At 67.8% G+C, this 16,773-nt stretch carries 18 protein-coding genes and 1 pseudogene; 11 read left to right on the top strand and 8 right to left on the bottom strand.

All coding sequences use genetic code 11. The features are described from left to right. Window positions 1-242 precede the first annotated feature (242 nt). Window positions 243-983: a copper chaperone PCu(A)C gene (locus tag D1J63_RS20070; protein ID WP_125630481.1), complete on the top strand. Its 741-nt coding sequence runs from the start codon at window positions 243-245 to the stop codon at window positions 981-983. A gap of 83 nt (window positions 984-1,066) precedes the next feature. Here D1J63_RS20070 and D1J63_RS20065 read toward each other — a convergent pair whose 3' ends face one another. Continuing rightward, window positions 1,067-1,747 carry a response regulator transcription factor gene (locus D1J63_RS20065; protein ID WP_052842909.1) on the bottom strand — a complete coding sequence of 227 codons (681 nt, stop codon included), beginning with the start codon at window positions 1,745-1,747 and terminating at the stop codon, window positions 1,067-1,069. After that, window positions 1,744-3,042: an ATP-binding protein gene (locus D1J63_RS20060; RefSeq protein WP_125630479.1), complete on the bottom strand. Its 1,299-nt coding sequence runs from the start codon at window positions 3,040-3,042 to the stop codon at window positions 1,744-1,746. Before D1J63_RS20060 ends, D1J63_RS20065 begins: the two co-directional genes overlap by 4 nt. Before the next feature lie 215 nt (window positions 3,043-3,257). Here D1J63_RS20060 and phoU point away from each other — a divergent pair, with 215 nt between their 5' ends. The 4 genes from phoU to D1J63_RS20045 all read left to right on the top strand — a co-directional run bounded on the left by phoU (window position 3,258) and on the right by D1J63_RS20045 (window position 5,141). Beyond that, complete coding sequence (phoU, locus tag D1J63_RS20055; protein WP_031047766.1) at window positions 3,258-3,947, top strand: phosphate signaling complex protein PhoU; 690 nt, start codon at window positions 3,258-3,260, stop codon at window positions 3,945-3,947. Between the two features lie 152 nt (window positions 3,948-4,099). Then, a complete protein-coding gene (locus D1J63_RS36760) occupies window positions 4,100-4,255 on the top strand; it encodes a hypothetical protein (RefSeq protein ID WP_164419559.1) in 156 nt (51 codons plus the stop codon). 118 nt (window positions 4,256-4,373) lie between these two features. Next, window positions 4,374-4,622, top strand: a complete 249-nt coding sequence (locus tag D1J63_RS20050; protein ID WP_125630477.1) for an SCO4226 family nickel-binding protein — start codon at window positions 4,374-4,376, stop codon at window positions 4,620-4,622. A gap of 135 nt (window positions 4,623-4,757) precedes the next feature. Beyond that, a complete protein-coding gene (locus D1J63_RS20045; protein WP_125630475.1) occupies window positions 4,758-5,141 on the top strand; it encodes a hypothetical protein in 384 nt (127 codons plus the stop codon). A gap of 214 nt (window positions 5,142-5,355) precedes the next feature. On the opposite strand, the gene D1J63_RS20040 is transcribed toward D1J63_RS20045, so the two are convergent. Beyond that, the gene (locus D1J63_RS20040) at window positions 5,356-5,823 is read right to left on the bottom strand and encodes an SAM-dependent methyltransferase (protein WP_125630473.1); all 468 of its coding nucleotides are present in this window, start codon (window positions 5,821-5,823) and stop codon (window positions 5,356-5,358) included. Between the two features lie 133 nt (window positions 5,824-5,956). Between D1J63_RS20040 and D1J63_RS20035 the strand changes: the two genes are divergently transcribed. The 4 genes from D1J63_RS20035 (at window position 5,957) to D1J63_RS20020 (ending at window position 8,165) form a co-directional block, all read left to right on the top strand. Beyond that, window positions 5,957-6,826 carry an AraC family transcriptional regulator gene (locus D1J63_RS20035; protein ID WP_164712899.1) on the top strand — a complete coding sequence of 290 codons (870 nt, stop codon included), beginning with the start codon at window positions 5,957-5,959 and terminating at the stop codon, window positions 6,824-6,826. A gap of 46 nt (window positions 6,827-6,872) precedes the next feature. Next, entirely contained in the window at window positions 6,873-7,271 is a 399-nt protein-coding gene (locus D1J63_RS20030; protein WP_125630469.1) for a signal peptidase I, read from the top strand. Between the two features lie 85 nt (window positions 7,272-7,356). Beyond that, the gene (locus D1J63_RS20025; RefSeq protein ID WP_125630467.1) at window positions 7,357-7,848 is read left to right on the top strand and encodes a hypothetical protein; all 492 of its coding nucleotides are present in this window, start codon (window positions 7,357-7,359) and stop codon (window positions 7,846-7,848) included. Beyond that, window positions 7,845-8,165: a transcriptional regulator gene (locus D1J63_RS20020; RefSeq protein ID WP_125630465.1), complete on the top strand. Its 321-nt coding sequence runs from the start codon at window positions 7,845-7,847 to the stop codon at window positions 8,163-8,165. The genes D1J63_RS20025 and D1J63_RS20020 overlap by 4 nt, the downstream gene beginning before the upstream one ends. Window positions 8,166-8,464: 299 nt before the next feature. On the opposite strand, the gene D1J63_RS20015 is transcribed toward D1J63_RS20020, so the two are convergent. From D1J63_RS20015 to D1J63_RS20005, 3 genes are all read right to left on the bottom strand, one after another. Continuing rightward, window positions 8,465-9,232, bottom strand: a complete 768-nt coding sequence (locus tag D1J63_RS20015) for a dienelactone hydrolase family protein (protein WP_125630463.1) — start codon at window positions 9,230-9,232, stop codon at window positions 8,465-8,467. A 202-nt stretch (window positions 9,233-9,434) separates the two neighbouring features. Beyond that, entirely contained in the window at window positions 9,435-9,626 is a 192-nt protein-coding gene (locus D1J63_RS20010) for a DUF6381 family protein (RefSeq protein ID WP_125630461.1), read from the bottom strand. Between the two features lie 94 nt (window positions 9,627-9,720). Continuing rightward, the gene (locus D1J63_RS20005; protein WP_125630459.1) at window positions 9,721-10,479 is read right to left on the bottom strand and encodes a GntR family transcriptional regulator; all 759 of its coding nucleotides are present in this window, start codon (window positions 10,477-10,479) and stop codon (window positions 9,721-9,723) included. Window positions 10,480-10,723: 244 nt separating this feature from the next. Here D1J63_RS20005 and D1J63_RS20000 point away from each other — a divergent pair, with 244 nt between their 5' ends. Then, window positions 10,724-11,164, top strand: coding sequence for an ATP-binding protein (locus D1J63_RS20000; RefSeq protein WP_125630457.1), 441 nt, complete (start codon window positions 10,724-10,726; stop codon window positions 11,162-11,164). Window positions 11,165-11,421: 257 nt separating this feature from the next. Here the strand turns inward: D1J63_RS20000 and D1J63_RS19995 are convergent, their stop codons facing one another. Further along, on the bottom strand, window positions 11,422-13,023 hold the full coding sequence (locus D1J63_RS19995; RefSeq protein WP_125630455.1) for a restriction endonuclease: 1,602 nt from the start codon (window positions 13,021-13,023) through the stop codon (window positions 11,422-11,424). 840 nt (window positions 13,024-13,863) lie between these two features. Here D1J63_RS19995 and D1J63_RS19990 point away from each other — a divergent pair. Further along, window positions 13,864-16,116 (top strand): restriction endonuclease, encoded by a 2,253-nt coding sequence (locus D1J63_RS19990; RefSeq protein ID WP_125630453.1) that lies wholly within the window; start codon window positions 13,864-13,866, stop codon window positions 16,114-16,116. A 368-nt stretch (window positions 16,117-16,484) separates the two neighbouring features. Here the strand turns inward: D1J63_RS19990 and D1J63_RS37255 are convergent. After that, a pseudogene (locus D1J63_RS37255) lies at window positions 16,485-16,754 on the bottom strand (hypothetical protein); the annotation flags it as partial. Window positions 16,755-16,773: the final 19 nt, after the last annotated feature.

The following is a 16,773-nucleotide window of genomic DNA, read 5'->3' as shown; positions in this document are numbered from 1 at the left end:
TAGCTGAATGTCGGACGAGTACGAGCCGCCAAAACGAGGTGCGGAACGCCCCCGGCCGCCCCCGTCACCCCGCCCGCACCGCGCCCGCGTCCTACCGCCTGCCGGGCGAAGCCGGGCGTCTTCGGGGAGGGTCGGGTGCGGCGGCCCGAGAACGGCTCGGTAGCCTAAGGCCGCTGACAGCCACTTAGGGCGGCTTTATCCGTTGCCGCCACCACGCTCGAGTCCAAGGAGTTGCCGCCGCCGTGAGCAGCAGCCTTCGACGCGGTGCCCTCGCCGCCGCCGCCATCGCGTTCTCGATCGCCTCGCTCGCCGCGTGCGGTGCCGGTCACAACGCCCAGACGCTGGAGATCAAGCCGGACCACGCCGCGACGACCGTCGGCGACATCGACGTGCAGAACGCGGTCGTCATCACCCAGCCCGATCTGGAGTCGACCGGCCCGGCCGTGGTCGCCGTCACCCTGTTCAACAACGGCCGGTCGGACCAGACCCTCGAGTCCGTCACCGTCCCGGGCACCGGCAAGTCCGCCGAGCTGAAGCCCGCCAAGGGCGAGAAGGGCGACCTGGTCGTCCCGGCCGGCGGCCGCCTGATCCTCGGCGGCGAGGGCAACGCCGCCGCCGTGCTGCCCAGCAGTCGCGAGGCACTCCAGGACGGCAACGCGCAGAAGATCACCTTCACCTTCAGCAAGACCGGCGAGGTGAGCCTGCGCGCCCTCGTCGTTCCCGCCGAGAGCTACTTCACCGAGTGGGGCCCGAGCGACGTCCCGTCGGCCCCGGGCGCGACGCCCTCCGACACGGCCTCCGCCGACGCCTCGGGCGAGCCTGCCGACGGCGAGTCCTCGGGCGCCCCCTCGGCCGGCGAGTCCGCCGGTGCGCCCTCCGGCGAGGCCGGCGAGTCCGGTGCCCCGGCCGACGGCACCTCGGCCGACGCCGACGGCACCTCCCAGGAGAACGGCACCGGCACGGACGCCGAAGCCGGCCACTGAGCGCCGTACGACCGAAGGGCGGGACCTCTCCGTGAGGTCCCGCCCTTCGTCACATCCTCCGGCCCGAGGGCCGGTGGGCCGGCCTACGGCTCGAACTTGTACCCCAGCCCGCGCACCGTCACCAGGTACCGCGGCGCGCCCGGGTCGGGCTCGATCTTGGCGCGCAGCCGCTTGACGTGGACGTCGAGGGTCTTGGTGTCCCCCACGTAGTCGGCGCCCCACACCCGGTCGATCAGCTGCATGCGCGTCAGCACGCGGCCGGCGTTGCGCAGCAGCATCTCCAGCAGGTCGAATTCCTTGAGCGGCAGGTCGATCTTGGTGCCGCCGACGGTCACCACGTGCCGGTCGACGTCCATGCGGACCGGACCGGCCTCCAGGGCGGCCGGGGCGACCTCCTCCGGCTCGCCGCGCCGGCGCAGTACGGCACGGATGCGGGCGACCAGCTCGCGGGAGGAGAAGGGCTTGGTGACGTAGTCGTCGGCCCCTATCTCCAGCCCGACGACCTTGTCGATCTCGCTGTCCTTGGCGGTCACCATGATCACGGGAACGTTCGAGCGGCCGCGCAGTTGGCGGCAGACCTCGGTGCCCGGCAGGCCGGGCAGCATCAGGTCGAGGAGCACGAGGTCGGCGCCGTTGCGCTCGAACTCGTCGAGTCCGTCGGGGCCGGTGGTCGCGATGGCGACCTCGAAGCCCTCCTTGCGGAGCATGTACGACAGGGCGTCGGAGAAGGACTCCTCGTCCTCGACGACGAGCACACGGGTCACGGAAGGACCTCCGGGGCGGGAAACGTTTCGTACGGGGATGTATGGGGGGAATGCGAGGAACGCGAGGCATGGGGGGAAGCGGACGGCCGCTCGGTCTCGTCACTGAGCCCGGCGCGGTCGGACCGCCGCTGCGCGCGGTCGCGGGCGGGGCCCGCCTCCGGCAGCCGCAGGGTGAAGGTGGAGCCCTGGCCTTCGGCGCTCCACACCGTGACCTCCCCGCCGTGCGAGGCGACCACGTGCTTGACGATCGCGAGACCCAGGCCGGTGCCTCCGGTGGCCCGGGAGCGGGCCGGGTCGACGCGGTAGAAGCGCTCGAAGACGCGCTCCTTGTCCTTCTCCGAGATGCCGATGCCCTGGTCGGTCACGGCGATCTCGATCAGGTCGCCGCCGGTGGCGGCGACGCGGCGGGCGGCGATGCCGACGCGGGTGCGGGCCGGCGAGTAGTTGACGGCGTTCTCGACGAGGTTGCCGAGGGCGGCGGCGAGCTGGCCGCGGTTGCCGCGCACGTGCAGATCCGCCGTACCTCCGGCGGCCATGGTGATCTGCTTCGTACCGGCGGCGTGCCGGCAGCGGTCGATGGCCTCGGCGACCAGCTCGTCCACCCGGACGGGCTCGGCGTCGTCGAGGGGGTCGTCGTTCTGGACCCGGGAGAGGTCGATGAGCTCCTGCACCAGGTTGGTCAGCCGGGTCGCCTCGATCTGCATCCGCCCGGCGAACCGCTCCACGGCCTCCGGGTCGTCGGCGGCGTCCATCACGGCCTCGGACAGCAGCGACAGCGCCCCCACCGGCGTCTTCAGCTCATGACTCACGTTGGCGACGAAGTCGCGCCGTACGGCCTCGATGCGGCGGGCCTCGGTGAGGTCCTCGACCAGCAGCAGCACCAGCCGGGAGCCGAGGGGCGCGACGCGCGCGGAGACGGCGAGGGCCTCCCCCCGCCCGTTCCCGCGCCGGGGCAGGTCCAGCTCGACCTGCCGTATCTCCCCGTCCCGCCGGGTGTCCCTGGCCATCTGCAGCATCGGCTCGACGGCGAGCCTGCCGCCCCGGACCAGGCCGAGGGCGTACGCCGCCGAGCTGGCCTTGACCACGGCGTCGGCCTCGTCGAGGACGACCGCGGAGGAGCGCAGTACGGACAGGACGGTGTCGACACCGGGCGGCAGCACGGGGTCGGTGTGGAGCGAGGTGCGCGTGGGGCGCTTCTGCTCCCGCTCGCTCCAGCGGAACGCCAGCATGGCGATGACACCGGTGAGTACTCCGGCGATCGCCGCCACTGCGGCGACCGCCGCGTTCACGTCCATGTCTCCAGGTTAGGCACGGCGTACGTCCGGGCCCCAGCCATCCGGGTGCGACCTCGAACACTCGTCGCCCAGAGTTCACCTTGGAGCCAGGGATGGTTCATTTGGGGTGCCGGAAACGGACGCGTACAGGCCGGAACGTGTAAGCGTGGGGGCACGGCGAGGGGCGCGTGGCCGCTCTTCGAGCCCCTTAAACGGACGTACGAGAGGGAATCCTGATGCGGGACGCGTACCACGAGGAACTTGATTCGATCGGTGACGGTCTGGTGGAGATGGCCCGGCTGGTCGGGTCGGCCATTGGACGCGCCACGACCGCGATCCTGGACTCCGACCTGAAACTGGCCGAGGCCGTCATCGAGGCGGACCAGAAGGTCGACGACCTCCAGCACGAGCTGGAGGCGCGGGCGATAACCCTGCTGGCCCGCCAGCAGCCGGTGGCGACGGACCTGCGCATCGTCGTCACCTCGCTGCGGATGTCCGCCGACCTGGAGCGCTCGGGCGACCTGGCCCAGCACGTGGCCAAGCTGGCCCGGCTGCGCTACCCGGAGCGCGCGGTGCCGCACGACCTGCACGCGACCATCCTGGAGATGGGCCAGCTCGCGCAGCGCCTGATGGCGAAGGCGGCCGAGGTGATCATCACCAAGGACGTCGACCTGGCGCTCCAGCTGGAGCAGGACGACGACGCGATGGACCTCCTGCACCGCACCCTCTTCCAGCACCTGATGGACGACCGCTGGAAGCACGGCATCGAGACGGCGGTCGACGTCACCCTCCTGGGCCGCTACTACGAGCGGTACGCCGACCACGCGGTCGCGGTCGCCAAGCGCGTGGTCTACCTGGTCACCGGCGAGCACGCGGACGACCTCCAGGCGGACATCCAGCCGGCGACGCAGGTCGAGGGGGCCTGAGCCGAGGCTGCGCGGGAGCGGGCCGGGGGCGCGCGTTCGCTCCCGTGCGCCGTTGATGCGACGGCCACTGGGGGCGTGCAATGGACCCGAGAGCCAGTAGTCGCAGGGATCCAGGGACCCAGAGATCCACGCACCCGCTTCCAGGAGGAACCATGGCCGATTCCCCCAGCACGAAGCCCGACCCCGCACAGGAACGCCCCACCGAGCAGCCCCCCGAGATCCGCAGCCTCCCGCTGATCGCCGCGTGCGGCTGCGGCTCGGGCTGCGGCTGCGGCTGCCAGTCGGGCAGCCCCTGCCAGTGCGGCTGACGCGGTAGCGGTCCACCCGCACGCCGTACGGGTGGACCGTGGTGTGACGGCCGGGGTCGCCCCGGCCGCCATACGGGCGCACCCTGGAAGCAGGACCCTGAAGGGGGTGCGAGGCGCCATGACTCACTTCATGGACGTACACCACGGGATGCACGGCATCACCTCGGACCAGCTGCACCAGGCCCACCAGGCCGACCTGGCCCTGGAGAAGGACGAGAACGTCCACTTCGAACAGGCGTGGGCGGACCCGGCCTCCGGCACCATCTACTGCCTCTCCGAGGGGCCGTCGGCCGAGGCGGTCCAGCGTGTGCACGAACGCGCGGGCCACAAGGCGGACGAGATCCACGAGGTCCCCCTGTCGGTATAGGCCGGGCAGGCCTCCCGCGGGCGGGTACCGCGTCACCCCGGACTTGAGTACGGGTACTCAGGCCCGGGGCGGGCTCGCGGTCGACCCTGGATGCAGGAGCACGACCACGACCACCACCCCGGGAGCCCGGATCCCATGAACAGCACCCAGCCGAACGCCGCCCGGACCCGCCGGACCGACCGCATACGCGCCGTCGTCCGCCTCGCCCTCGCCAACCGCGTCTCGGCGGTGTACCTCACCGCGGTCGGCGGTGCGATGGCGGTCGCCGTGGCACAGCCCCTGTTCGCGAGCGGCCCCGACGCGTCCCTCGTCTGGGTCTGGCCGGCCCTGTTCACCTTCCCGGCCTTCGGCTTCGTGGCCTGGCTCGGGGAGGCGGGCTGGGGCGGCGACGCCCCGGCGTGGTTCTTCGTCGGCGGCATCGTGCTCTCGGCCCTGGTCCAGTCGCTGGCCCTGGGGGCGGTGTGGCAGACCCTGCGGGGCCGCCGCGGCAACCGGGGACACCTGACGCCGGCGAGCTGAACGGTCGGCCCCGTCGGCGGCCGGCAGCACCCGGCCTGCCCACGACCGTGAGCAGCCCGCCCTCCCGGGGCCGGAAACAGCCCACCTGCCGACGGCCGAGAGCAGCTCACCCGCCCCCCGGCCGAGAGCAGCTCACCCGCCCCGGGCCGAAAGCAGGGCCACCGGCTGATGGCCGCAAGCAGCCCCCTCCCACGGCTGAAAGCAGCCCGCCCGCCTACGGCCGGAAGTAGTCCGCCATCAGCCGGCCGACCCACTCCGGCTGCCGGACGTCCGCCGGGCTGAACTCCGCCATGACCGGCTTCAGGTCCACGACCGGCGTACCGGAGACCGCGTCCAGGCCCACCACGGTCAGTTCCCGGCCGTGGACGGAGACGACGGCGCAGCGCGTCGACCCGATGCGGTTCGGCCGCCGGGGCCCGCGGCCCGCGAAGACGCCCACGGGCGGCAGATCGGACCGGCCGCGGCCCGGGCGGGGCTCGCGGTAGTCGTCGAGTTCCGGCAACTGGTCGAAGACGAAGAGGACTTCCACGTGGGAGAAGTCCTCCAGCCCCTGCAGGCACGCCTCGCCGAAACGCTCGTCGACGGTGATCGTGCTGCGGACGGCACCCCAGTTGTCCGTGTGCTGGACATCCGTCCGGTCGTTGCGGACCGTACCTATCGGTGTGATCTCGAAGCTCGGCATGACCGGAGGTTAATCCCCCGCGTACGCCTTACCGACCGGGCGGACCCGACCGACCGAACCGACCGAACCGGACCGCGGCGATCGGGCGCCGCCGGCGTGCCCCCTGCCACGGTGGATGCCGAAGGGAGGCCGCATGATCCCGGCACTGAACCACCTGACCGACCTGGTCGAGGACCACCTCGGCGAGGAACCGGACGTCCCCGCGCTGGCCGCGAGGCTCGGCACGACCGAGTACCACCTGCGCCGGATGTTCTCGTCGCTGGCGGGCATGCCGCTGTCGGAGTACGTCCGGCGGCGCCGCATGACGGTGGCCGCCACCGACGTCGTACGGGGCGAGGACGACCTGTTGACCGTCGCCGTCCGGTACGGCTACGGCTCGACGGAGGCGTTCGGACGCGCGTTCCGCTCGGTCCACGGCGCCGCTCCGCGCGAGGTACGCCGCGACGGCGGCCCCCTTCGGACACAGCCGCAGCTCAGGTTCCGCCTGACCGTCGAAGGGAGCACCCCCATGGACACCCGCTTCACCGACCGCCCCGCCTTCCGCCTGATCGGCCACGCGACCCGCGTCCCGCTCATCCACGAGGGCGTCAACCCGCACATCCAGCAGCACATCGCCGCCCTCCCCCAAGAGACCCACGCCCGCCTGAAGTCCCTGGGCGACACCGACCCGGCGGGCCTGCTCCAGGTCACCGACGACGTGGCCCAGGACAGTCCGGAGGGCACGGAGTTGACCTACCTCCACGGCGTCGCGGTCTCCGGGTCCACCCCGGCCCCCGACGACCTCGACGCCATCGAGGTCCCGGCCGGCACGTGGGCGGTCTTCCGCAGCTCGGGCCCCTACCCGGACGCCCTCCAGACCACCTGGGCGGCCACCGCGTCCGATTGGTTCCCCTCCAACCCGTGGCGCCTGCGCCCGGGTCCGTCGATCGTCTCCGTGCTGGACCGCACGGACGACTTCACGACGGCGACGACGGAACTGTGGCTGCCGGTGGAACCGTCCTGAGGACGATGCGCTTCCCGGGGACAGTCGGCTGCTAGCTTCCGGGACCATGACGGACGACGTGTACGTGGGCAACGCGGGCGAGGACGCGGCACTGGACCGGGGTTGGCTGCTGGGGCATTTCAAGGACGCCTCGGACCCCCGGCACAGCGAGGACGTGGAGATCAAGTGGGGCGTCCACCCGAAGGGCGACGAGCGCGCCCACTGGGTCACCGGCGAGCAACGCACCGCCCTGCAAGTCCTCGTCAGCGGCCGCTTCCGGGTGGAGTTCCCCGGCCGCAGCGTCGTCCTCGCCGAGCAGGGCGACTACGTCGTGTGGGGCAGGGGCGTCGACCACTCCTGGTACGCGGAGGAGGAGTCCGTGGTGCTGACGGTGCGGTGGCCGTCCGTACCCGGGTACGCGGTCGAGGCCGGGGCCGGCTCCGAGGCGCCGCCGGCGGCGAACTGAGGCCCACAGCACAGCGAACCACTTACTTGCCACTGCGGAAACTCGCGTCTTTCCACACCGGAAACAGACTGCTACTGTTTCCGTCATGGAAACCAACGGGGTACCCCTCACGCCGGAGCAGGCTCGCGCCGCCCTGGCCGACACCGAGCGCGTCCGGGCGTCGGCCACGGCACTGACGGCCACACCGTGGCCGACCTGGTTCTTCATCACGCTGACGCTCTATGTCGCCGTACTCCCGATCGTCCTCGGCGGCGTCATGACCGACGGCGACTGGCTGCTCCCGCGCCCCGCCTGGATGGCCACGCTCCTGACGATCACCGCGCTCTACGCTGCGCTGCTCTCCGTCGCGACGAAGGCGTGGCGCGAAAGGACCGGCGTAGCACTGCGGCTGGACGTCCTGCCGAAGCGGGCGACTCTGCCGCTCATGATCGGCCTCCCACTCCTCCTGATCGGGGGGCCGTACGCCTTCGGCGCCACGGGCCGGCCTGCCTGGCTGATCGCCACCTCACTGCTCGGCGCGGCCGTGTCCGTCGGCTTCCACCTCGCCTTCGTCCGCCTGCACCGGAGGACCGCGTGAGCGCCGAGCCCCGCGACCCGCTGGACGGCTTCGACACCACCATCCACGCCCCGCACCGCCTGCGCATCTGCGCCCTGCTGGAAGGCGCCGGTGAGGCGGAATTCGCCCTGGTCCAAAACCAACTCGGCCTCTCCGCCTCCGCGTTGAGCAAGCACGTCACGGTCCTGATGGACGCCGGCTACGTCGAACAGCGCAAGGCCGTCCGCGACACCCGCCAGCGCGTGTGGCTCCGCCTGACCCGACAGGGCCGGGCCGCATACCAGGGCCACCTGGCAGCCCTGCGCGCGATCGTGGAGCCGCCCGACCCGGCCCCCTGACCGACGAGACCGGGACGCCGGAATCCCTCCCGCTGACAGCGACTCCGCACGGACCACGGCCCCGACGCGCCCGCCACCGGGCGCAGCGCCGCTGAACGGCCCTCATCCAACCGCCCGTTGTCAGTGCCGGCCTTTAGGCTCGTGAGCGCGCGGTCGGCTTCCGGGGGTTCCAGCTCTGTAAGGAATGGTTGCATCCCCGGCCTGTCTGGGGGCGGCCCGGAGAATCGTCCGGGACCCAACCGACGGTCGGGCTTCGTCGATGGCCAACGGATGACCTGCCAGAGCCGACCGCGCACCCGTCAACGAGGCGGGTGACCGGGTTCCCCACCGCGCTCCAGGGTGCGGCCGAGAAGGGGCAGCAGGCGTTCCCAGTGGCGCCGCAGCGCGGCGGCGTCGAAGGCGTCGGTGTCGGACATGGTGAAGCCGTGGACGGTGCCGGGGTAGATCTCGGAGGTGTAGCCGACGCCTGCCGCGTCCAGGCCCTGGTTGAGCACACCGAGGGCCTCGGGCGTCAAGTCGCTCTCGGCGTGACCGAAGTGGACCTCGGCCGTGAGCTTGGCGAGGCTGCCAGGACCGTCGGCACCCACGGGCGCGTGGAACGCGGCGAGGGCGGCCACCCGGTCCGGGTGGGCCACGGCCGTGCGCGTCGCCAGGAGGCCGCCGATGCAGTAGCCGGTCACCGCGACCGGTCCGGCACCGACCTCGGGCTGAGCGGTGAGGAACGTGAGAAAGGCGTCGGCGTCGCGCAGGACGCGCTCTGCGGTGTGCGCCTCGATCAAGGGCATCACCTGGGCGAAGACCGCACCCCGGGCCTCTTCTCCGATGTGCTCGGGAAGCTCGACGACCGGCGCCGGGCCGTGCCGGTAGAAGTAGTTGGGCACGAGTACGTAGTACCCGTGCCCGGCCAGTTCGCGGGCCATCTCCCGCAGCACGGGCCGGATTCCGAAGCCGTCCGCGTACATCAGGACCGCCGGGTACCGCTGGTACCGCTCCCCGTCGCCGGGAAAGGCTGCGAACGCGTCGGCCCGTCCGTCCGCAGTCGGGATCTGCAACGTCTTGGTGGGCATGAAGGAGTCTCCTGTCATAGTTGATCCATCGAGCCTGTGATCAACACGACGGAGGCGGAGCCCGCGCGACAGCGCGGGAACCTCGTCTCAGCAGCGGGCCGACACCGGCCCCTACGGCGCTCAGAGAAGCACCGGGTCACCAATCCGTGCGTGGCGCGAAGCCGTCCCGGTAGTCATGACTCCAGAACATAGCCCACCGGACTCACGCCGGGGGATAGATGTCCCCGCCCCGCTCCATGCTTTCCTCTTCACTCTGGCTCTGCAGCCTTCGGGCCTTCTCCTGAAGCCTCTTCCGCTCGTCCGGATCACTGGTCTGCTCCGAGGCGGCCTTCAACTCATCCGCCTTGTCGCGCATCTGCTGCAGTCGGGCGCGAGCTTCTCCGCTTGCACTCATGTGATCCGTCCTCGCATCGTGAGTGTGCAGTTGCGTATACCAGCGAATCACGCTGGGCTACCTTCCGCATCCTCTCCGAGCCGCCGTTCCCGCCTCACGCGTCGAAGTCATACTCCAGGATGTACGAGGCGGCATCCAGCGTCATTTCGTTGACCTCGACGGCGCGACCCTCGTCCGTGAACGCTGTGCGGCAGACGAGGATGACCGGGGTGCCCGCCGCCATGCTCAACTGGCTCGCCTCGTCCCTCGACGGCATGCGTGAGCGAACCTCTTCGCGGAAGTGCACCGGCTCATAGCCGAGTTCGGCGAGCCGGGCGTACGTCCCGCCCTTCCCGGTGTCCTCCTGAGTGATCGCGGACCCGGCGACCAGGGCGGCGGGCAGATAGCTCGTCGCCAGCAGGACGGGCTTGCTGTCCAGGACGAAGCGCCGGCGTCGCACGCACACCGGCTCCCCCTCGGCGAGGTCCAGTACCGCCGCGACGCTCTCAGGAGCCGCTTCCTCGGACACCGTGACCTGGTCCACCTCAAGGGAGCGGTTCTCGATGTCGGCCGCCCAGATGGACCGGCCGTTGCCCCACTGCTGCCGGGCCAGACGCTGGATGCCCCGTCGGCGCAGCGGGCGGAACTCCCGGACGAACACGCCGGCACCCTTGCGGGCCTCGGCGACGCCTTCGTCCCGGAGGACGCTCAAGGCCTGGCGGGCGGTCATGCGGGCCACGCCGTGCGCGGTCATGAGGTCGTTCTCCCCCGGGAGCCGGTCACCGGGGCCGTACTCGCCCGACCTGATCGCTTCACGCAGCGTGTCGGCGATCCGCTGGTACTTGGGGCGACGGTCGTCTCCGGTGTTGGCCATCCCGTGGGCCTCCTCTCCTTCTCTAGACACCTTAGGCCACAGCTTGGTGGCTCGCTCGCTGCGAGTAGCGACCTCGCGCCCTCAAAGGGACTTCGAGGCAGGCGACTTGACGTCTCTAGAGATGTTGGCCACAGTATCTGTCTAGAGATGTCGCGGATGACTTGCTGAATGAGGGGTGCTGCATGGCGTCGTACGGGATCGGTCCATCGGCTGCCGTGGGAGCAGCGGCGGGGAGTGAGTGCGCGTGACCTACGCGATCGACCGCGGTCCGTGTGAGGACTCGCCGAGACTCGGGGCGATGACCTTGCACCCCGTCGCCGAATCGGTACCGAGGGCCAGGCGCTGGTTCCGCAAGTTCCTCACGCCGTACCAGCCGGCCTGCTCCGTCGACGACTGCGTCCTGTTGCTCTCGGAACTGGTGACCAACGCCGTCGTCCACGGCACATCGGACGCGCCCTGGCGGGTGCGGGTGGAATGGTTCCGCGCCGGGACCTCGCTCCGGGTCGAGGTGCACAATCAAGGGCTCCCCGAGAGCGTGCGGCTCAGGCGCCCCGACGCCGACGACGCGCACGGGCGCGGGCTGCAGCTGGTCGACTCCGTCGCCGACTCGTGGCACGCCGGTCCCAGCCGCTTCGGCGGAACGGTGGTCTCCTTCGAGATGGCCGACGCCTGGCCGCCATCCTGACACGGCCCCAACCACCCAGGCCCCGTCCCGCGAGCAGCCCGGAAGCACCAGTCGGCCCCCACCCCGCGAAGCAACCGCAGGACGGGGGCCTACTTCTTCTTGCCCTGGGTCTTGCCGGGGATCTTGGCGGCCCTGCGTTCTTGCTGGTGAGGGACGATGGGATCGTCCGCCGCGTGGTCGTCGTTGGTCGTCATTGACCACTGCCGAGCGGCCTCGGACGGCCCAGCTCCTCGGTCTGAGTGGGCCGCCCGCTGGCCTCAGCGCGATGGACGCCTCTTCGGCGGAACCGGGCCCGGGATCACATCCTTGCCAAGGTGTTCCTTGATCAGGTACTTGAGTTCCGGCCCTTCGATGAGCTGGAGCCGGCCATGTTGTCGGGCAAAGTCGTGGCTGGCCCTGCCGAACCACGATGTGGTGATCAGGACCCCCTTGGCAGCACGCTTGTGCTCGACCACTCCGGCGAGCGCCTGGACGGACTCAACACCCACGAGCTTGCTGTAGCGCTTCGCCTGAATGATGCACTCACCGTTGAAGACGGGGTCCTTGCTTACGGCCACCGCGTCAACGCCCTCGTCTTTGGACGCCTGGGTGTTCCAAGCCTCCATGCCGATCGCCTCAAACAGTTGGCGAATTAGGTGCTCGAACTCGGTGGGCGTCAGCTTCACCAGCACGGGCCTGCTGTCCAGGCCGGCGACGACATCCATGCTGTCCATGAGCCGGTACTTCGACAGGTCGAACTCGACGATGGGGCGGATCGGTTCGAGATCATAGGGGTTGGGCGATACCAGGGCGTTGAGCCCCCTGAGGCACTGCGCTGGATCAACCTGGCTGAGACGGAGCTTCCCGAACTGCTCCCTGCTGGCGCTGAGCGTCACCAGACAAGGTGAGACCTCCTGACCGGTGGCCCGATCGACGGTTCTCACGTGGCCGTTCAGGATCACGCCATTGACGATCCCGTCCGGATCGCTCGTCAGGACCTCGTGGACTGTCCTCAGAGCGACTTGCGCCAGGACGGATGCGTAGATCTCCTTGCGTTCCTTCTCCGGACGAGGCAGGACGATCGTCTCGTCTCGGTTCTTCACGTACCGGTAGCCCCGCGCCGTGGGAACGATCGCCTCAGGCGGCATGTGGATCTCAACGAGTACGTCACCGGTGGCAGGGCGAAAGGCGATTCGATGCGCGTGCGGGAAGCCCACTGGGTACACCGACGCATCCAGAACGGCTCCTAGATGAGCCTCGACCGCCGCGGGCTCCCCGGCCCTGTACGCCTCGCGCTCCTCATCCAACTTTGCATTGAGGGTCGCCACCTCCTCAAGGGCTTGCGCTTCGGCCTGGCGATGCTCGGCACGCTTCCGCTCCAGCGTTGCCAGCCGCTTCTCTTCGGCCCTCCGATGCCGATCCTGTGCCTCGCCGAACCGCACACGCGCCTCAGCAACCTCAGCCTCATAGCGCTTCCTGCCAAGACCAAGGACAGCAGCCAGGCCACCGGGCTCCGGTGGTGCGAACTCCTCCCATCGCGGGGAAGGCTCCGGACGAGACCAAGGACGCTCGTCTAACTTCCTCGGCGTGCGAGTCATCCGCCGGCGCTCAAAGGTCGTCGGCGGATCCCCCACCAGCGCGTCACGGAGCAACTGTCCAAGCTGCTCGACCTCGTGCTCGACCCCGATCGTGCGAACCCGCGCCTGCTCGGCCTGCTGCTCCTGATACGCAGCCTTCCGCTCGCGTCCCTGCCGCTTGCTGGCCGTCTCGGCGGCCTTACGCTCCCGCTCCGCTTGTCGCGCCCGTTGCTCTTGGGCACGTCGTAAAGCTTGCTGCTGCCGCTGATAGTCGTTGCCTCGGCCGCTGCCCCGTTGCGCCACCTGTTTGCCCCTCCCCTGGCCCTACTCCGCCACAGGGCTGCATTCCCCTTCGACATCTCAGAATCACGCAGGACAGGGACGTCACCTCAGCTGGTCCTCACGGTGCACGGTGGACTCAAGTCGTCTGTGTCTCAACCGACGACAGTCAGCCACGATGGCGGGTTCGCCAACCGACCAGGCTCGCGTGTGCCTCGCCGCACTCCCACTGGCCTCAGCCACGCTGTCGGGGTGTCGTCGATCCAGAGGAAGCCAGGACGGCCGGCCCGTGAGCACACTGCCTGAGCCATCAGCTTGGGAAGCTTGGGTTTCCTGGTGGCAGTTGCCGCGTTGACCTGCGGCGGGGTGTTGCTGGAGTCCTGGTCGCGCCCGGGGCGAGTTCCCGCTGTTCCCCGTGAAACCCCGCAGGATCTGGCATGCGAATGGCACGGTGCCTTCGCCTCGAACGTCTCTGGGCCCAGGATCGTCCGAGCCTCAACCGCCGACAGTCAGCTACGACGGCGGGTCAGGCGACCGCAGGTGCGCGTGTGCCTCGCCGTACCCCTGCCGGCCCGAGCCACGCTGTCCGCCGTCGACCAATGCAAGTCTCGACGGCGGACGCGTTGGGTCACACCTTGCGGAATGACCTCTTCGTCCCGAAGCAACTTGGGTGAGCGCCTGACCTCAGACTGTGCGCCGCTCACCTGCACTGGATTAGTGCGGTGGCCCGTGACGGTCAGGGGCTCGATCGACTGCGGAGGTGTACGCGCATGCATGCGGCAGCTGGTGTAGTTCGTTGAAGCGCCCGAGGGTTTCTCAGGTAAACCTGCTTCGTGGACTCCTGGGCTCAGTCATCATGGGATCATGCGTGACTTCTCTGTTCTCTCTGATGTCGAGTTCGAAGAGCTTGTGGGCGACCTTCTCGCAGCAGACTTGGGAACCCATTTCGAGCGATTCTCTCCGGGCCGCGACGGCGGAGTTGATTTGCGCTGGCGGAGTTCAGCGGGGCTCGGCGTAGCCCAGTGCAAGCATTACCAGAAGTCATCTTTCTCCCACTTGATGTCGGCCGCCTCTAAGGAATTCGAGAAGGCGAAAAAGCTCAAGCCGGCACATTACAAATTCATCACCAGTCTTGACCTGAGCGTTGGTCAAAAGTGGAAAATCTATTCAATTTTCTCTGCCTGGATGTCGGGGCCCGAAGATGTACTGGGAGCCAGAGATGTAGATGCTCTACTCACGCAGCATCAACAAGTTGAGCAGCGCCATGCGAAGCTCTGGGTATCAACTGGCATGCAGCTCTTTTGGGCAGTGCATTCGGAAATTGCTAACCGCGCCGAAGCTCTGCGGGTACGCATCGAAAAGGCCATGCCTCGATATGTCGTGAACGCCGGGTATTCTGTCGCTAGAAGAATGCTAGACGAACACAATGTTTGCCTTATTTCAGGCCCCCCTGGCATCGGTAAAACAACGTTGGCTCAGATGTTGCTGGCTGAGCATATTTCGGCAGGTTACACGCCGATTGAAGTTTCACAAGACATTAACGAAGCCTGGCATGTGCTGCATCGGGAGTCCAAGCAAATCTTCATTTACGATGACTTCCTTGGGCAGATTACATTTTCCGAGAGAATGTCTAAAAATGAGGATCGCCGCCTGACTGATCTTATCGATAGAATCTCAGACGGTGGAGACAAGAAGCTAGTTCTCACGACTCGCGAGTACATCCTCAGGGATGCTCGTAGGGCGTATGAAGGACTGCATGGGCTTGACAGAGAGTTTCAATTCATCCTAGAGCTTAACGGTTACAGCAGGAGGGATCGAGCTCAAATCCTGTATAATCACTTGTGGCATTCTGACGTGTCACCAAACTGTATGCACGAGGTAGCGCAAGGTGGGTATAAGGAAATCCTAGACCACGCTGGCTATAGCCCTCGCATGATTGAGTACTGCACAGGAAGGGCCTTTGATACGGATTCGCCGGGGTACCCCCAGCGAGTCGTGGTCAGCCTGGATCACCCGGAGAGAATCTGGCGGTTTGCCTTCGAGCGTCACCTAACCCAGGAACAGCGACTGTTGGTGCTCGTTCTTTGCACCTTGCCTGTAAACGTGGAATTGGATCCTCTTTGGCGAGCGCATGAGTCGCTATGTAAATCCTGCGGTCTCCAACCTTCACGCGGTAGCTTCCGTGATTGCCTGGAAGTTCTGGAAGGTACCTTCGTCTCTATTGAGATTGACTCGGCTGCTGGTACAACTATTCGACACACTAACCCATCAGTGCGGGAGTTCGGAATTCTTACGCTGAGCGAAGATGCAGAACTTTTCAGGGCGGTGATTGAGTCCGCAGTCTTCTTTGAGCAGTTGTCATCTTTGTATCGGTATGCATCGCCCACCCAGCCAGGCTCGAAAAAATCGATACTGTTTTCGCTCTTCTTGAGCGAGCGAGAGAAGGTGATCGCTCAGTTGTCGCAAACATTTCATTCCCCTTCACCGCAACGGGAGGATAGGTGGAGCGCTGATGACGGGCCTTATCGCGGTGAACCTCTCGGGAAGTATGAGCGTAGGATCAGATTTTATTATCAGCTCGACGAGGTGGATTCCTACGGTTCGCAGCGTCAACCTATTGAGAGTGGAGTTGAGCTCCTCGTAAGTAGGTGGAATGAAGGGAAAGGGGGGAAGAGTGAGGCAAATACACTGTTGATGAGGCTCCGCCACTACGGACTAAGCGAGCCCTTGTGGGACCAGGCGCATGACGCCCTTCATCGGTGGCTCAGCAGCACCTTGCGGGGGACTGAAGACTGGACTCATCTATTTCGCCACCTGAGGGACTGTGGTGACGACATGTTTGCGGTGAGCGGCGAAATGAGTGAGCGCTTCGCCCGATTCATGGATGACGAGTTCAGTAGTTGGGACCCTTTCCCGCCCGATCTGGATGAAATGCGGGAGATTGCCGATAGCTTCGGCTTGACGGAACTCGTGGAAAAAATCGATGAAGCGCTCGAAGAGGAGATCGATGAGTCGGCAAGCGCCTTGAGTTATGGAAAATCTAAGGGTCGCCAGGATGGCAATACATCGGATGAAGGTGAAGCGATCCTATTCGCGCGGCTGTTGGACCGACCATAAATAGCAGGCCCGCTCTGAGGTGTGAGGTCGGCGGAGCGGCTTTGGGGTGGCGCTGCTTTGGCGCGAGTGATCTTGGCCCCGTAAGCTTTCGGCGCGTCGGGCAGTCTGTAGCTTTCGGCGCGTCGGGCAGTCTGTGGACCTGCCCGGTAAAGCACGACGTGGGGGCCGTGGTCTTCGAGGCTCGCGCCAAAGTGGCTCCGTAAAGCCGCAGAGCCGACCGACCCAGCCACGACGTACCCCTTCTTTCACGGCAAGCGGCTGAGTGTTGTGCGCGCGGCACGGGCGCCGGCCGGGCTGGAGTGGGGCGGAGATAGGAGCGCAGGCCCAGTCGGGGGCCGGGCCGCGCGCGGGGCGCGGAGCGAGCCGCACTTGAATCGGTATGCATACGCCGGTAGTTCGGTGTCCTGACGGTGGGCCGTCGGTAGGAAGAGCACCGGTCAGATGGTCTACGTGATCCGGGTCCTGGCGTGGGTGACAGACACCGCGCACGGCTCCGCCCGCCAGAGAGCTCGTCGGGTCTCGATGCGACCCTCGTGGAGCCACTCCCACGCCGCATCCGATGCGTCCGCGTCAAGTGCTGGTGAGATCGTGCGGAGTACGACCGCTACTCAACGGTCCGCCTGCGGCGCGGAGTAGGCAGCGCACGGCCCCATCGCC

It is taken from the genome of Streptomyces sp. KPB2 (assembly GCF_003950055.1).
GTDB lineage: Bacteria > Actinomycetota > Actinomycetes > Streptomycetales > Streptomycetaceae > Streptomyces > Streptomyces salinarius.
The sequence above is the reverse complement of the archived record's forward strand: the minus strand, read 5'-3'. Positions and strand labels throughout refer to the sequence as shown.

Coding starts and splice junctions, on each gene's coding strand:
- D1J63_RS20050 (WP_125630477.1), top strand. CDS start 4,374: ATGACTCACTTCATGGACGTACACCACGGGATGCACGGCATCACCTCG.
- D1J63_RS20015 (WP_125630463.1), bottom strand. CDS start 9,232: ATGCCCACCAAGACGTTGCAGATCCCGACTGCGGACGGACGGGCCGAC.
- D1J63_RS20025 (WP_125630467.1), top strand. CDS start 7,357: ATGGAAACCAACGGGGTACCCCTCACGCCGGAGCAGGCTCGCGCCGCC.
- D1J63_RS20035 (WP_164712899.1), top strand. CDS start 5,957: ATGATCCCGGCACTGAACCACCTGACCGACCTGGTCGAGGACCACCTC.
- D1J63_RS36760 (WP_164419559.1), top strand. CDS start 4,100: ATGGCCGATTCCCCCAGCACGAAGCCCGACCCCGCACAGGAACGCCCC.
- D1J63_RS20010 (WP_125630461.1), bottom strand. CDS start 9,626: ATGAGTGCAAGCGGAGAAGCTCGCGCCCGACTGCAGCAGATGCGCGAC.
- D1J63_RS20045 (WP_125630475.1), top strand. CDS start 4,758: ATGAACAGCACCCAGCCGAACGCCGCCCGGACCCGCCGGACCGACCGC.
- phoU (WP_031047766.1), top strand. CDS start 3,258: ATGCGGGACGCGTACCACGAGGAACTTGATTCGATCGGTGACGGTCTG.
- D1J63_RS20040 (WP_125630473.1), bottom strand. CDS start 5,823: ATGCCGAGCTTCGAGATCACACCGATAGGTACGGTCCGCAACGACCGG.
- D1J63_RS20060 (WP_125630479.1), bottom strand. CDS start 3,042: ATGGACGTGAACGCGGCGGTCGCCGCAGTGGCGGCGATCGCCGGAGTA.
- D1J63_RS19990 (WP_125630453.1), top strand. CDS start 13,864: ATGCGTGACTTCTCTGTTCTCTCTGATGTCGAGTTCGAAGAGCTTGTG.
- D1J63_RS20005 (WP_125630459.1), bottom strand. CDS start 10,479: ATGGCCAACACCGGAGACGACCGTCGCCCCAAGTACCAGCGGATCGCC.
- D1J63_RS20030 (WP_125630469.1), top strand. CDS start 6,873: ATGACGGACGACGTGTACGTGGGCAACGCGGGCGAGGACGCGGCACTG.